The following is a 14,163-nucleotide window of genomic DNA, read 5'->3' as shown; positions in this document are numbered from 1 at the left end:
GTATCGGCACTCATGCCAGCCGGTCCACGACGTGGCGCTCGAACAGGCCCGCCAACGGCGCCATCTCCGGCAGGCGCGCCGCGGCGTCCCGCACGTAGCCCACGAAGCGCGGCGCGTCCTCCAGGTAATGCGGCTTGCCGTCGCGGTGGCGGATGCGGGCGAATATCCCGAGCACCTTGAGATGGCGCTGGATCCCGATGCGGTCGACCATCGCGCGGAACTCGTCGAAGCCGGCCGGGACCGGCAGACCGCGGTCGCGGGCCCGTTCCCGGTAATCCCGCAGCCAGGCCTCGACGCGTGCTTCCGGCCAACTCAGGAAGGCGTCCTTGAACAGGCAGAGGATGTCGTAGGCGATGGGGCCGTGGACCGCGTCCTGGAAATCGATCACGCCCGGATTGGGCTCGCTGACCATGAGGTTCCGGGGCATGAAGTCGCGGTGGACATAGACCCGTGGCTGGGCCAGCGCCCAGTCGACCAGGGTGTCGAACACCGTCGCCAGCCGGGCGCGCTCGGCCTCGTCCGGGACGACGCCCAGGTGGCGCCCCAGGAACCAGTCCGGGAACAATTCCAGCTCGCGGCGCAACAGCGCGGCATCGTATTCGGGCAGGACGCCGGGCCGGCTGGCGGCCTGCCAGTCGATCAGGGCGGCGATCGCGTCGCCGAAGAGACGGTCGGCGTTATCGTCGTCCAGGGCATCCAGGTAGGTCTCGGTGCCGAGATCCTCCAGCAGCAGGAAGCCGTGCCCGGCGTCCTCGGCGTGCACCGCCGGCACATGCAGGCCCGCCTCGCGCATCAGCGCCGCCACGCGCAGGAACGGGCGCGGGTCCTCGCTGTCCGGCGGCGAATCCACCGCGATCAGGGTACCGCCGGCATGCCGGACCCGGAAATAGCGCCGGAAGCTGGCGTCCACCGACACCGGCACCAGGACCGCGTCCGCCTCGCCCAGCCGGGCGGCGACCCAGGCCGCCAGGGCCCGTCGGCGTGTGTCGTCCGCGCTCACGCGGCCCCGCTCCGTCGTTGCGGGGCCGGACCCCGGCCCGCATAATCGCCGGGATTCGCGCCGCGGCGACGATATAGCTCGTTCATGGATACCAGTGTCTGAATGAAATCTGCCAGGGACAACACGACGCCGGACCACGGCGCCGGCAAGACCGCGCGTTCACCGTCTCGCGTATCCCGTTTCCCGTCTTCCGTTTTCCGTCTTCCGTTTCCCGTTTTCCGCCGCCTGCGCCCGTTCCGTCGCCACTTTATCCTCCTCGCCCTGATCCCGGCCAGCGGCGCCCACGCCGCGGGCTGCCCGGTCGCGCCCTTCATCGCGCCGCCGGCGCCCGGCGCGGAATCGGGCCTGACCGCGGATACCGCGGAGACCTACGACAACGTCGCCGAGGCCCTCGGCGATGTGCGCCTGGAGTACGACGACCAGGCGGTGGAGGCGCCCCGGCTGCGCTACGAGCGCGATACCGGCCGCGTGCTGGCGGAATCGGGGCTGCGCTACGCCCGGCCCGGCCTGAGCCTGGAGGCGGCATTCGCCGATGTACTCATCGACGACCGCACGGGCGTATTCGAGAACGCGGATTTCGCCCTGACCGGAAACGGCGGCCGCGGCCACGCCGACCGCATCGAATCCCTGGACGCCGACGCGATCCGCCTGCACGACGCCGACTACACCACCTGCGCCGGTCCCGATCCTGCCTGGCGGCTGAACGCCGACCGCATCGATCTCGACCGGGGTACCGGACGCGGCGAGGCCTTCGGCACCGTGCTGCGGTTGCACGATTGGCCGGTGCTGTATTCGCCGTATCTCAACTTCCCGATCGACGACCGCCGGCACAGCGGGTTCCTGACCCCGACCCTCGGCCATTCCGGGGAGAACGGCCTGGAGTTGGCCACGCCCTATTACTTCAACCTGGCCCCGAACCGCGACGCCACCGTGACCCCGCGGCTGCTGAGCGAGCGCGGCCTGCAGGTCGCCGGCCAATTCCGTTACCTGAACCGGCACAGTCGCGGCGAGATCGTCGGCGAATACCTGCCGGGCGACGATGTCGCCGGCGACGACCGCAGCCTGTTCGCCTTCCGGCACGAGGGCCGGCTGACCCCGGGTCTGGCGGTACGCGCCGACTACACGCGGGTCAGCGACGACGAGTATTTCGAGGACCTGGACAACACCCTCGCCCGCAGCTCGCAGTCGCAGCTCGAGCGTACGCTGCAGTTCACCGCGGCGCGTCCGGGGGTGCGGTTCTCGCTGCTGGCGCAGGATTTCCAGACGCTGGAGGACGACCGCGGCGGTTTCCGCGCCGAGCCTTACGCGCGCCTGCCGCAGGCCCGGTTGTCGCTGCTGTCGCCGACCCATCCCTGGCACGTGGGCCTGGACGCGGGCTTCGCCAGTTTCCGGCGCGATAACGCCCTCGACGGCCTGCGCTACGACGTGCATCCGCGCCTGGGCTGGGGCATCGATCGCGGCGGCTGGTACGCCGAGACCGAGGCCGCCTATCGCTATACCCGCTACGATCTCGACACGCCGGCGGGCACCGACAGCATCCGCGACCGCGAGATCCCGTCCCTGACCGCGGAAAGCGGCCTGCGCTTCACCCGACGGCTCGGCAACGGCTGGATCCAGACCCTGGAGCCGCGCGCCTTCTATCTCTACAACCGCTACGAGGACCAGTCCGGTCTGCCGGTATTCGACACCGGCGTGCCCGACCTGCATTTCGACCGGCTGTTCGCCGACAACCGCTTCGTCGGCGGCGACCGCATCGGCGACGCCAACCAGGTCACGCTGGCGCTCACGTCCCGGTTCCTGGACCCGGCCTCCGGCCGCACCCTACTCAAGCTGGACCTGGGCCGGGCCTACGGTTTCCGCGACCTGCGCGTCGACCTGCCGCAACGCACCGCGCTGGGCTACGGCAATCGCCATTCGGACGTGGTGGCCAACGTGGAGGCATCGCCCTGGCCGCGCTGGCACGCAGGCGCGACCGTCGCCTACGATCCGGACGACGACCGCGCCAACCGTTCCGCGGCCCGTATCGGCTACCGCGAGGACGACGGCACCCGCCTGGACCTGGGCTACCGCCTGTACCGCGACTACCGTCCGAACGAAGCCGGCACCGGCTTCCAGACGCTGGAGCAGACCGATGTCAGCGCGGTGGTCCCCGTGGGCGAGCGCTGGAAACTGATCGGGCGATGGAACTATTCGCTGGAGCGGCGTCAAAGCGTCGAGACCCTGGCGGGCCTCGCCTACCGCGCGAGCTGCTGCTGGGCGGTGCGCACGGCCTGGCGTCGGTACGTGCGCAACGACGAGGGCGACTACGATAACGCGATCATGCTGCAGATCGAGCTGACCGGTCTGGGCCGCTTCGGCGACGACATCGAGTCCGAGCTGGATCGTGATATCGTGTCGGATTATTCGGGCTACAGCGACATACGATTCCCATGAGATGGTTGTTGTCCGCCGGTCTTCTCGCCGGCGTTCTCGCGGCATTCGTGCCGGCCGTGCCGGCCGCCGAGCAACTCGATCGCATCGTCGCGGTCGTCGGCGAGGGCGTGATCCTCGAAAGCGAACTGGACGCCGCGACCCGGCAGATCCAGGCGCGCCTGGGCCCGGAGGCCCAGCGCATCCCCGAGGACGTACTGCGGTCGCAGGTCCTGGACCAGTTGATCATCAAGCGTCTGCAGACGCAGCGTGCCGAAAAGGCGGGCATGCGGGTCGAGGACAGCGAGGTCAACGCCGCCCTGCAACGGCTCGCGCAGCAGAACGGCATGTCGCTGGACCAGTTCCTGCGCAACATCCGCGCCGACGGCATGGAACCCCAGGATCTGCGCGAACGGCTGCGCGACGAGCTGTTGATCAACAAGCTGCGCCAGCGCGAGGTCAACAGTCGGATCGTGGTCACCGAAGAGGACGTGGACCGCTACCTGGAGAGCGAATCCCTGCGGGTCCAGGAGAACCGCGAGTACCGCATCCGCCACCTGCTGATCTCCCTGCCCGACGGCGCGAGTCCCGAGCAGGTGCGGGCGGCGCGCCAGCGCATCGAGACGCTGCGCGAGCGCGCCGTCAGCGGGACCGCCTCGTTCTCGGACCTGGTGATCGCGCATTCGGACGGCCAGAAGGCCCTGGAGGGCGGCGACCTCGGCTGGCTCGCCGGCGGCTACCTGCCGACGGTGTTCTCGGAAGTGGTGCCCAAGCTGGAAGTGGGCGAGATCAGCGAACCCTTCCGCGGCGCCAGCGGCTACCACCTGATCAAGCTGGAGGACGTGCGCGCCACCGGCAACGCCGCGGCGCCCGACGAGCAGGTGATCGTGGAAGAGGTCAAGGCCCGCCACATCCTGCTCGAACTCAACGAGATCCGCGACGACGAGCGCGCCCGCCGGGAGGCGGAGAAGCTGCGCGAGCGGATTCTCGCCGGCGACGACTTCGCGGAGCTGGCGCGCCAGCACTCCGACGATCCGGGCTCGGCGAACCAGGGCGGCGACCTGGGCTGGGCACCGGCCGAGGCCTACAATCCGGCCTTCGCCGAGCGCCTGCGCCAGCTCGAGGCCGGCGAGATCAGCGAGCCCTTCAAGTCGCCCAACGGCTGGCATATCGTCGAGGTCCTGGACCGCCGCGAGCGCGACCAGACCGAGGAGCGGCGCCGCGCCCGCGCCCGCCAGGCACTGGGGCGGCGCAAGGTCGAAGAGGAAGGCGAGGTCTGGCTGCGCCGCCTGCGCGACGAGGCGTATGTCGAAATCCGGATGGACGATTACAAGAAGGACGCCGAGATAGGCGGCTGACGCGACCGACGGCCGTCCTCTGTTTCGTGTTTCATGTTTCGTGATGGACAGTGCCATCGACGAACCTAGACGTACCCGTCACCCGACATGAAACACGCGATACGACACACGAAACACGACGCAACACCCCGCGTTGTGTTCACCCCCGGCGAGCCCGCCGGCATCGGGCCGGACCTGGCGGTCCGGCTGGCCCAGTCCGCGCATCCCTGCGAGATCGTGGCCGTGGCCGATCCCGACCTGCTGGCCGAGCGGGCGGCGGCCCTGGGGCTGTCGCTGACCCTGGACGTGGCCGACTTCGGCAGCGATCCCGTGCCGCAGCGGCCGGGGCGGCTGACGGTATGGCCGGTCGAGCGCGCCGCCCCGACCCGCTGCGGCGAACCCGATCCGCGCAACGCGCGCTATGTCCTCGACACCCTGGACGCAGCCGTGGCGCTGTGCCGCCGCGGCGACTGCGGCGCCCTGGTCACCGGCCCGGTGCACAAGGCCGTGATCAACGACGCCGGCATCGCCTTCGACGGTCACACCGGCTACCTGGCGGCACGCTGCGGCAGCGGCGAGCCGGTGATGATGCTGGCCACGCGCGGCGAGCCGGAGCTGCGGGTGGCCCTGGCCACGGTCCACATCCCGCTGTCCGCGGTGCCCGGCGCGATCACCGCCGACGGGCTGACCCATACCCTGCGGGTGCTCGACGACGATCTTCGCCACCGCTTCGGCATCGCCCGGCCGCGCATCCTGGTCGCCGGCCTCAATCCGCACGCCGGCGAAGGCGGCTACCTGGGCCGCGAGGAGATCGATGTGATCGCGCCGGTGATCGAGGCGTTGCGCGACGAGGGCCTGGAGCTGACCGGTCCGCTGCCGGCGGACACCCTGTTCACGCCCGCCCGCCTGCGCGGCGCCGACGCCGTGCTCGCGATGTACCACGACCAGGGTCTGCCGGTGATCAAGCACCTGGGTTTCGGCCGCACCGTGAACGTCACCCTGGGCCTGCCGATCGTGCGTACCTCGGTCGACCACGGCACCGCCCTGGACATCGCCGGCACCGACGCGGTGGACACCGGCAGCGCCGAGGCCGCCCTGGCGATGGCCCTCGACCTCGTCGCGCACGATCGATGACTGATATAACCACAGAGACACAGAGGGCACGGAGGGAAAGAACGGTTGGCGCAGGGAATATGGCGCGCGAAGGATTCGTGGGGCACGGATATTCGGACGTCGGGAATTCCCGTGCCTTGAATGGCACTCTCTCTGTGACTCTATGGTTATACCCGTGCGGCGATCGACTATGGCTGCCCTGAAGAAGACTAACCACAGAGACACAGAGGACACGGAGCGAATGTGACAATGAGTCCTACTGTGTTTTCCCTCTGTGCCCTCTGTGTCTCTGTGGTTAGCCAACTCCCTGAAAAAACGAACCACAGCGGCGCAGCGGACGCGGCTTGAATGTGACAATACGCTTGGCTGTGTTTCCCTCTGTGACTCTGTGCCTCTGTGGTTAGCATCCAAACGTGAAAGCGCGTAAGCGATTCGGGCAGCATTTCCTGCACGACCCGGCGGTGCTGGGCCGGATCGTGGACGCGGTGGCGCCGCGGCCCGGGGACAACTTGGTGGAGATCGGCCCGGGCCGGGGCGCGTTGACCGAGCGCCTGCTGGAGCGGATCGGGCGTCTGACCGCGATCGAGATCGACCGCGACCTGGTACCGGCGCTGCGCGCGCGTTTCGGCGAGGCCCTGACCGTGATCGAGGCGGACGCCCTCAAGGCCGACTACGCCGCCCTGGCGGCCGCGGGACCGCTACGGCTGGTGGGCAACCTGCCCTACAACATCTCCTCGCCGCTGTTGTTCGCCCTGCTCGGCGGGGACGCCCCCGTCGCGGACATGCATTTCATGCTGCAGAAGGAGGTCGTGGACCGGATCGTCGCGACCGCCGGCGAACGCGATTACGGCCGCCTGAGCGCGGCGGTGGCGGCGCGCGCGGAGGCGGAGGTCCTGTTCACGGTGGGACCGGGCGCCTTCAACCCGCCGCCCCGCGTGAACTCGGCGGTGGTCCGGCTGCGTCCGCGACCGGCGCCCTTCCCCCTGCCCGACCCGGCCGCCTACGACCGCGTGGTCACGGCCGCCTTCGGCCAGCGCCGCAAGACCCTGCGCAACGCCCTCTCCGGCCTCCTGGACGCCGACGCCATCGCCGCCGCCGGCGTCGACCCCGGCGACCGCGCCGAGCGGATCACGCCCGAGCGGTTCGCGGCCCTCGCGCTGCGGCTTTCCGACGTCGATTCATCAGGGCGTGGCGAATAAATCACACGGTTAAAAAAATCCGCAGATTACGCCGATATACGCAGATCAAAGAAAGAAAAATAAGACAAAAAAGAAGAGTCCGGATGCAAACCCCTCATCCTGACCTTCTCCCCGCGGGGGAGAAGGAAATGAGAATCGCCAGCCGCAAGCGAAGATCTGTGGCTTTCCAGTCAGGCTCTACTAAAACTATCCGAAGATTACGCGGATTGGCACAGATTTTTTTACCTTTCTTCCAATCTGCGTATATCGGCGTAATCTGTGGATTGTTTCAAGAACGGGCAACACCGACAGATCACATAGGCTGCGCGCCGCGGCGGGCGATGAGGCGGCCGAAGGCGCGCGGGGCGACGGCGTCGTCGATGTCGCCGAACCAGTACTCGACGCCGGCCGCGTCGACGGCGGCGCGGGCTTGCGCGTCGGTCACGGGCCCCGCGAGCACGGGGAGGCCGCGCGTGCGCACGGCGGCGACCCGCTCGGCCGCGGTCGCGGTATCGTTGGCGAGCGTCGCGACTTCGAGATACAGGCCCTGCCCGTCCGCCGCGTCGTCGGCGTATATCCGGCGCGGGCCGTCCGTCGGCACGGCGGCGTCGGAAGGCAACACCAGCACCAGCGCTTCCGGAGGCACGCGGTTGCGGCTCTGGGCCGCGCGCCAGGCCTCCGGCAGACGCTCCGATACGGCGGCGCCCGTCGACAGGGGTATCGCCAGGGGCACGGGGGTGAGGCCGATGTTGCGCCAGTCGGCGTAGGTCTCGGCGAGCGCGCGCAGGCACCAGGCGGCGACCTCGCCGGCCATGTCCAGGCTCTCGGCATGTTCGAACAACGCGGGACCGGCATATTGCCGGTCGCCGGGCGCATCCCAGACCGGCTCCGCCCACGCGGCCGCGACCGGCGCGTCCGCCCCGGTCCCGGCCCAGACGGGGCGCAGCCGCAGGGTCACCGCGCGACGGGCGAGGTCGCGGCGCAGCGCCTGTGTCGTGCGGTCGACGTCCACACCGAAATCGGCCATGTCGGGGGCGTACCGGCGCGGGCTGTGCTCGCCGGCGACCTGGGCCGCGGTCAGGGCCGTCTCGGCGCATGCCAGCAGCGCCGCCGGGGAATCGGCATCCTCGGGTGCGACGGCGTAGCCCACGTCCACCGGCATCATCAGCTCATGATCGCCGCTGCGCACGGGCTCGCCGAATGCATCGGCGATGCGTCGCGCCGTGACGTCGATGTCCTCGGCGTCGGCGGTCAGACGCACCAGCACCGCGAATTCGTCCCCGCCCAGGCGCGCGACGATCTCGGCGGCCGGCACCGCGGCCGTCAGGCGGCGAGCGAACGCGGCCAACAACTCGTCGCAGGCGTCGCGGCCCAGGCTCCGGTTGCGGCGCCCGAAGTCGACGATGTCCAGCACCAGCAGTCCGAGCGCGGCGGCCAGCTCGTCGGCCGGCCACAACCGCTTCAGCGCCGTCGCGAGACGATCGCGGGCGGGCAGGCCGGTGAGCGGATCACGGCCCGTTCCGGTCGCGTCGTCCGCGGCGAGCGACGGTGCCGCGCCGGGACGCAGTGTCACCAGATAGGTGGGCATGCCGCCGCTCTCGATCGCGGCGATGCGATAGGTCACGGGCTCGCCGCCGTCGGCGCCGGCGGATTCGCCGGTGACCACCGGTTCCGACAGCGGGAACAGGTTCCCCGCTTCCGGCACGAAACGCGCCAGGGGCATACCGGCGGGCACATCGCCGCCCGGCACGAGACGCTCGCACCAGGCCGGATTGGCGGCGCGGATGACCCCGTCGACATCCGTGATCGCCGCCGGTTCGTCGCTCAATTCCCACAGGGCCCCGCCGGCGAAGGCGTTGTCGGCGGCCGGCGCGGCGGCCGGTGCCGGCTCGGCGGGCCACAACAAGGCCTGGATGCGACTGCGCTCGAGGCGGGCGGCGGCCATGCCCAGGCGGCGGTGCTCGCCGATCCGCAGCGTATCCCGCACCGGGCCGTTCTCGCCGCTCAGGCAGCGCTGCAGGGGCGAGGCGCGGACCCGGCCCTCGTCATCGGTGAAATCGGCCAACTCGTCGACCAACCGGCCCCGCAGCAGGTCGGCCGGGCGATCGAGCAGCGAGCCGGCGACGCCATTGATCGTGCGCACCCGCCCCAGGCTGTCGCAGACGATCACGCCCAGGCCGAGGGCGTCGGCGATCCGCTGCCAGTCGTCCTCCCCGGTGCCGGTGGCGCGCGCGGCGGCCGGCGTCGAGGTCGTCGCCGGCGCCGCGCGTTCGTAAACGGCGGCCTGCGGCTCCGACGGTTCGTCGATCGACGCCGGCCGCGTCCCCCGCCATTCCGTCAGCAGTCGCGACAGCGTCCCGCGGGCCGGCGCGAAGCTGAGCACGGCGACCGGCAGCGCCGCCAGCCAAATCAGCAAGGCGGGCCAGAACCAGAGCGGCAGCCCGGCGGCGGCGCGGCGCAGGTCGATGCCATAGCTCATGTAGCCGAGCGCCTCGCCGTCGTGCCGCAGGGCAATGCGGCGGTCGTCGCTGGCCAGCCGGTAGAGCCAGCCGCGCAGTTGCCGCGCCTGCGCCGCCGGCAGGGCGTCGCCGACACCCTCGAAACGACCGTCCGAGAGCAGGATCACGCCGTCGGCGTTGCGCAGGGTGAGGTAATTCAGGCCCAGGTCGGGCCGCTCCAGGAGCCCGCGCGCGCCGGTGACCAGCTCGCGCGGAATACGGTCCTGCCGGATCCGGGGCGCCAGCTCCGAGCCGGCGGCCGCCACGACCCGCCGATCGAGCCGGTCGAGACCGGCACTGAAACTGCCATAGAGCAGGAACGGCAGCAGCAGGGCGACCGCCAGGGCCGCCACCCACAGGGCGATGGGCGCCGCCTCGCGCAGCAGGGCACGCGACTCCTGTGCGCGCGCGGGCGTCACCTCGCGCCGGAGCCGCTGACCGTCAGCACCCCCGGCGCCATCCCCGGACCGGCGCGCCACCATCGTGCCACTCCGTCATCGGCTCGGACGGGGGGTCACCCGTCACTGCTGAACGATTCGCGACCCTCGTAGCGTTCCGGGATCGGGTGCGAGAAGCTTTCGAGGTAGCGCTCGTATGCCCGGTCCGCGGCATCCTCGAGCATCGGCCGCACGGGCGCCGCCTCGTCGCCGTCGCGCTGCATCGCCAGGGCATCCTGGGTGGCCTTGCCGACGTCGGTCGGGCCCGCCGCGGCCGCCGTGCCGGCGATGGCCGCCAGGAGCATCATGATCGTCAGTCTCATATCGCTACCCCGTTATTGGGATTTCCATTAGCGTAACCCATTCGCCATAGCGTCATCCGCCGCCGCCGCCCACCAATGGGCTCGACGCACGCGAGGCCGCGCGCTCTTCCAAGGTGCGGGCCTGCTCGCGCAGGTCCGCCATCAGGGTTTCCGGAACCGCAGCCTTGGTGGCCACGCGCCGCGCCTCGGCCTCCCTGCCTTCCAACAGGAGCAGCAGGATGTAGTTGTTGCGCGAGAGCTCGGCGCCGTTGTCGAGCTGGAAGGCCGTGGCCAGATGCAGCCGGGCCTCTTCCAGCTCGCCCTGCCGCATCAGGGCGTAACCCAGGTCGTTGCGGATACGGGCGTCGGTCGGCCGCGATTCCACCGCGCGCCGCAGATAGCGCGTGCCCAGCTCGAGATTGCGCGGGGCGTAGATCAGGCCCAGCCCGTGTTGCGCGCGTCCCGCGTACTCGGTGTTCAGCAGGCCTTCGTAGAGGGTCTCGGCCTCCGCGGTCCGTCCCAGCTTGCGCAGGATCTCGGCGCGCAACAGCCGCAATTCGCGGCTGCTGCCGAACTCCTTCTCCTGCGCCTCCAGGTGGGCCAGGCCGGCGTAGAGCCGATCCTGTTCGATCATCTCCTGGATCAGGTCGGTGTGCAGGCGCCGGTTCTCGTCGGGGCCGCGGGCGGCGTCCAGCAGGGCCTTGTCGGAACCGCCCACCGGCGCCCGCGGCGCGGCACAGCCGGCGGATATCGCGACCGCAGCGAGAACGATGCCTGCCCGGAATGCGCTCATAGCGAGGACAGCCCCGCGAGGATGGACATGAATGCCGGCCCCACGATGATGATCAACAGCGCCGGAAAGAAGCAGGCGACCAGCACCACCGTCATCTTGCCCGAGAGGATGTTGACCTCCTCGCGCAGTTCCAGGGTGCGGCGCTCCTCGATGGTCTCGAGCACGTCCGCCAGCGGCTCGCGGATCTCGCCGCCGTAACGTTCCACCTGCCGCAGGATGCCCAGCACGCTCTCCAGCTCGGGCACCTCCATGAGCTTGCCCAGATCGTACAGCAACTGGTTGGTATCCGCGCCGGCCTCGATCTGCCGCAGCACCGGTCGCAGTTCCTCGACCAGCTCGGGCAGGGTGCCGCCGCCGTCGCGGACCAGGCTGGTCAGGGCCTGGCGCGTGCTCAGGCCGGCCTCGAACAGCAGGATCAGCAGGTTCACGAACAGCGGCACCTCGCCCCGCATGCGCTCGCGCCGACGCTTGGCGGCGATGCGCAGGACGTAGCGCGGCGCCAGGATCGCCAGGATCACCAGCACCAGCACCATCAAACCGGCCGTCGTGGCGTCGGTGGATCCCCGCAGCAACAGCCACAGCGGCACGCCGCCGGCCAGGGTCAGCAGCGGCAGCAGGACCTGCGCGGCGTAGAAGGTCGCGCGCGGGCCGATGTCCCGCCAGCCGGCCTGGGCCAGCAGCGCGGTGGTCTCCTCGGGCTTCTGCAGCACCCGCCGGTCGATGTACTGACCCTGCTCGGCCAGCCGGGCGAGCCATTCCCGCTGCTGCCCCGCCCCGCCGATGCGGCTGCCGCGCATGTGATCGGCGGTCAGGCGCCGGCCCAGGCGCTGCTGCTGCATGGCGCGCGCCACGAAGAAGAACGCCAGACCGGCCCCGAGCACGGCCAGGGCCGCGGCCAGCCCGAACAGGAGCGGTATCAACCCGCTCACAGGTCCGCCTCCTGCACCGAGGCGAGCATGCGCCAGATCAGGATCACGCCCAGGACCTGCAGGCCGACGGCGACGCCGATGGCGATACGGCCGCCGGTACCGTCCAGCATCTCGGCGTAATAGCCGGGATTCATGCTGTAGAAGAACACGCCGATGCCGATCGGGATGGCGGCGACCACCCAGGCGGAGAAGCGCGTCTCGCCGGTCAGGGCCTTGAGCTCGCGCGCGGCGGCGTCGCGCGAACGAATGGCCTGGCTCATGCTCTTGACGACGCGCCGCATGGAACCGCCGTAGCGCCGGTTGACGCGCGCTGCCAGGGCCATGATGTGCAGGGAACGTAGCTGCTGGACCTCGGCGGCCTCGATCAACGTGCCGTCCAGCGGCGCGCCCAACCGCACCCGCCGCGACACGCTCAGGAACAGCGAGCGGATCGGGTCCACGCTCTCCAGGGCGGCGTTCTGCAGGGCCTCCTCCAGCGTGTTGCCGGCGGTGAGGGCGCGCAGCACGTATTCCAGGAAATCGGGGAGCTGCTCGTTGATCCGGCGGCGCCGGGCATTGATGCGCTGTTGCAGCAGCAGCGCCGTGACCGCCGCCGCCGAGACCGCGATCAGCACCGCGGCGGCGGCGTTGACCAGCAGCAACAACAGGAATACCAGACCGGCCACGCCCAGGGCGACGTTGGCGTTGCGCGGCGACAGGTCGACGCCCGCCCCCCAGAACCGGCGGCACAGATAGCGCGTCAGCGGGTTGCGCACCTGCTGGAGCTGGTGCATACCGGCCAGCTCGTCGATCGCCTCGCCGGTGCCGAGCCGGCCGACGCGCTCGGCCAGGGCCTCGTTCTCGCGCCGGGCGCGGCCGCTGGCATAGAGTGCCAGCCCCGCCGCGAGCAGCAGCAGGGCCAGGATGGCGAACAGCAACAGACCGGTCATGGCGCGCCCTCCGTGCGCAGGTCGCGATGGCTGTCGGCCTCGGGATCGTAGGCGAACAGCTCGGTCATCTCCAGATCCTCGCCCACGACCTCGCCGACCCGCTGCACGGACATCAGCCGCCGCCGACCGTCGGACAGGCGGGAGACATGCACGATCATGTCCAGCGCCGAGGATATCTGATGCAGCAGGGTCCGCTCGTCGCCCATGAAGCCGGCGAAACCGGCCAGCAGTTGCAGGCGGTGGATGGCGTCGCGCGGGCCGTTGGCGTGCAACGTGGTCATGGAGCCGTCGTGACCGGTGTTCATGGCCTGGAGCATGTCCAGGACCTCGTTGCCCCGCACCTCGCCGACGATGATCCGGTCCGGGCGCATGCGCAGGGCGTTGCGCACCAGGTCGCGGGCCGTGATCTCGCGCTCGCCCTCGAGGTTGGGCGGACGCGTCTCCAGGCGCACGACGTGCTCGTGGTGCAGGCGCAGCTCGGCGGCGTCCTCGATCGTGATGATGCGCTCGTCCTCGGGGATCCACTGGCTGATCAGGTTGAGAAACGTGGTCTTGCCGGAGCCGGTGCCGCCGATGACCAGGATGTTGTTCCGCCGTACCACCCGGTCCTGCAGGAAGGCCAGGATCTCGCGCGACACCGACTTCAGGCGTACGAGGTCATCCTCGGTCAGCGGGTTGGCGCGGAATTTCCGGATCGACACGCAGGGCCCGTCCAGGGCGATCGGCGGGATGATGGCGTTCACGCGGCTACCGTCCGGCAGGCGCGCGTCCACCATGGGCGTGGATTCGTCGATGCGCCGGCCCAGCGGCGCCAGGATGCGCTGGATCACCCGGATGACGTGGGCATCGTCGTTGAAACGCACGGCCTCGCTGCGCAGCACGCCGGCGCGTTCGGTGAAGACCTGGTCGGGACCGTTGACCACGATATCGTTGACGTCCTCGTCGTCGATCAGGTTCTGGATCGGGCCGAAACCCACCAGCTCGTCCAGGGTGTCCTCGGCGAGCAGGTCCGCCTCGCGCTGGTTGACGGCCAGGCGCTGTTCCTTGACGTAGGTCCGGACCTGGCTGCGGATGAAATCGCGCGACTTGCCCCGCGACCACTCCTCGATCTGGATGCCGCGGTCCTCCAGCAACCGGATCAGGTGCTGGTGCAGCCGCGCCTTCAGCGACTGGTACTCGTCGCTGAGGCGGAAGCGCTCGGTGTTCTCGACGAGGGATGCCATTCCGGGACCTCCGGC

At 70.2% G+C, this 14,163-nt stretch carries 11 protein-coding genes; 4 read left to right on the top strand and 7 right to left on the bottom strand.

Features of this window, described 5'->3' with window-relative positions:
* Positions 1 to 10: 10 nt before the first annotated feature.
* Positions 11 to 1,000: an aminoglycoside phosphotransferase family protein gene (locus PC39_RS03475; protein WP_353251969.1), complete on the bottom strand. Its 990-nt coding sequence runs from the start codon at positions 998 to 1,000 to the stop codon at positions 11 to 13.
* A 102-nt stretch (positions 1,001 to 1,102) separates the two neighbouring features.
* Here PC39_RS03475 and PC39_RS03470 point away from each other — a divergent pair, with 102 nt between their 5' ends.
* The 4 genes from PC39_RS03470 to rsmA all read left to right on the top strand — a co-directional run bounded on the left by PC39_RS03470 (position 1,103) and on the right by rsmA (position 7,058).
* A complete protein-coding gene (locus PC39_RS03470; RefSeq protein WP_353251968.1) occupies positions 1,103 to 3,433 on the top strand; it encodes an LPS-assembly protein LptD in 2,331 nt (776 codons plus the stop codon).
* Positions 3,430 to 4,767, top strand: coding sequence for a peptidylprolyl isomerase (locus tag PC39_RS03465; RefSeq protein ID WP_353251967.1), 1,338 nt, complete (start codon positions 3,430 to 3,432; stop codon positions 4,765 to 4,767). The genes PC39_RS03470 and PC39_RS03465 overlap by 4 nt, the downstream gene beginning before the upstream one ends.
* An 87-nt stretch (positions 4,768 to 4,854) precedes the next feature.
* On the top strand, positions 4,855 to 5,880 hold the full coding sequence (pdxA, locus tag PC39_RS03460) for a 4-hydroxythreonine-4-phosphate dehydrogenase PdxA (RefSeq protein ID WP_353251966.1): 1,026 nt from the start codon (positions 4,855 to 4,857) through the stop codon (positions 5,878 to 5,880).
* A gap of 392 nt (positions 5,881 to 6,272) precedes the next feature.
* Complete coding sequence (gene rsmA / locus PC39_RS03455) at positions 6,273 to 7,058, top strand: 16S rRNA (adenine(1518)-N(6)/adenine(1519)-N(6))-dimethyltransferase RsmA (RefSeq protein ID WP_353251965.1); 786 nt, start codon at positions 6,273 to 6,275, stop codon at positions 7,056 to 7,058.
* Positions 7,059 to 7,350: 292 nt separating this feature from the next.
* On the opposite strand, the gene PC39_RS03450 is transcribed toward rsmA, so the two are convergent.
* From PC39_RS03450 to PC39_RS03425, 6 genes are read right to left on the bottom strand one after another with little or no spacing between them, the layout of a single operon-like run.
* Positions 7,351 to 10,017 carry a diguanylate cyclase domain-containing protein gene (locus PC39_RS03450; RefSeq protein ID WP_353251964.1) on the bottom strand — a complete coding sequence of 889 codons (2,667 nt, stop codon included), beginning with the start codon at positions 10,015 to 10,017 and terminating at the stop codon, positions 7,351 to 7,353.
* 32 nt (positions 10,018 to 10,049) lie between these two features.
* Positions 10,050 to 10,295, bottom strand: coding sequence for a DUF3613 domain-containing protein (locus tag PC39_RS03445; protein ID WP_353251963.1), 246 nt, complete (start codon positions 10,293 to 10,295; stop codon positions 10,050 to 10,052).
* A 52-nt stretch (positions 10,296 to 10,347) separates the two neighbouring features.
* Positions 10,348 to 11,067 (bottom strand): tetratricopeptide repeat protein, encoded by a 720-nt coding sequence (locus PC39_RS03440; RefSeq protein WP_353251962.1) that lies wholly within the window; start codon positions 11,065 to 11,067, stop codon positions 10,348 to 10,350.
* The gene (locus PC39_RS03435) at positions 11,064 to 11,996 is read right to left on the bottom strand and encodes a type II secretion system F family protein (RefSeq protein ID WP_353251961.1); all 933 of its coding nucleotides are present in this window, start codon (positions 11,994 to 11,996) and stop codon (positions 11,064 to 11,066) included. Before PC39_RS03435 ends, PC39_RS03440 begins: the two co-directional genes overlap by 4 nt.
* Positions 11,993 to 12,925 (bottom strand): type II secretion system F family protein, encoded by a 933-nt coding sequence (locus PC39_RS03430; protein WP_353251960.1) that lies wholly within the window; start codon positions 12,923 to 12,925, stop codon positions 11,993 to 11,995. Before PC39_RS03430 ends, PC39_RS03435 begins: the two co-directional genes overlap by 4 nt.
* A complete protein-coding gene (locus tag PC39_RS03425; protein ID WP_353251959.1) occupies positions 12,922 to 14,148 on the bottom strand; it encodes a TadA family conjugal transfer-associated ATPase in 1,227 nt (408 codons plus the stop codon). Before PC39_RS03425 ends, PC39_RS03430 begins: the two co-directional genes overlap by 4 nt.
* Positions 14,149 to 14,163: the final 15 nt, after the last annotated feature.

Origin of the sequence: Salinisphaera sp. PC39 (assembly GCF_040361335.1) — a bacterium.
Classification (GTDB): domain Bacteria; phylum Pseudomonadota; class Gammaproteobacteria; order Nevskiales; family Salinisphaeraceae; genus APNM01.
This window is presented reverse-complemented; position numbering and strand designations above follow the sequence as displayed.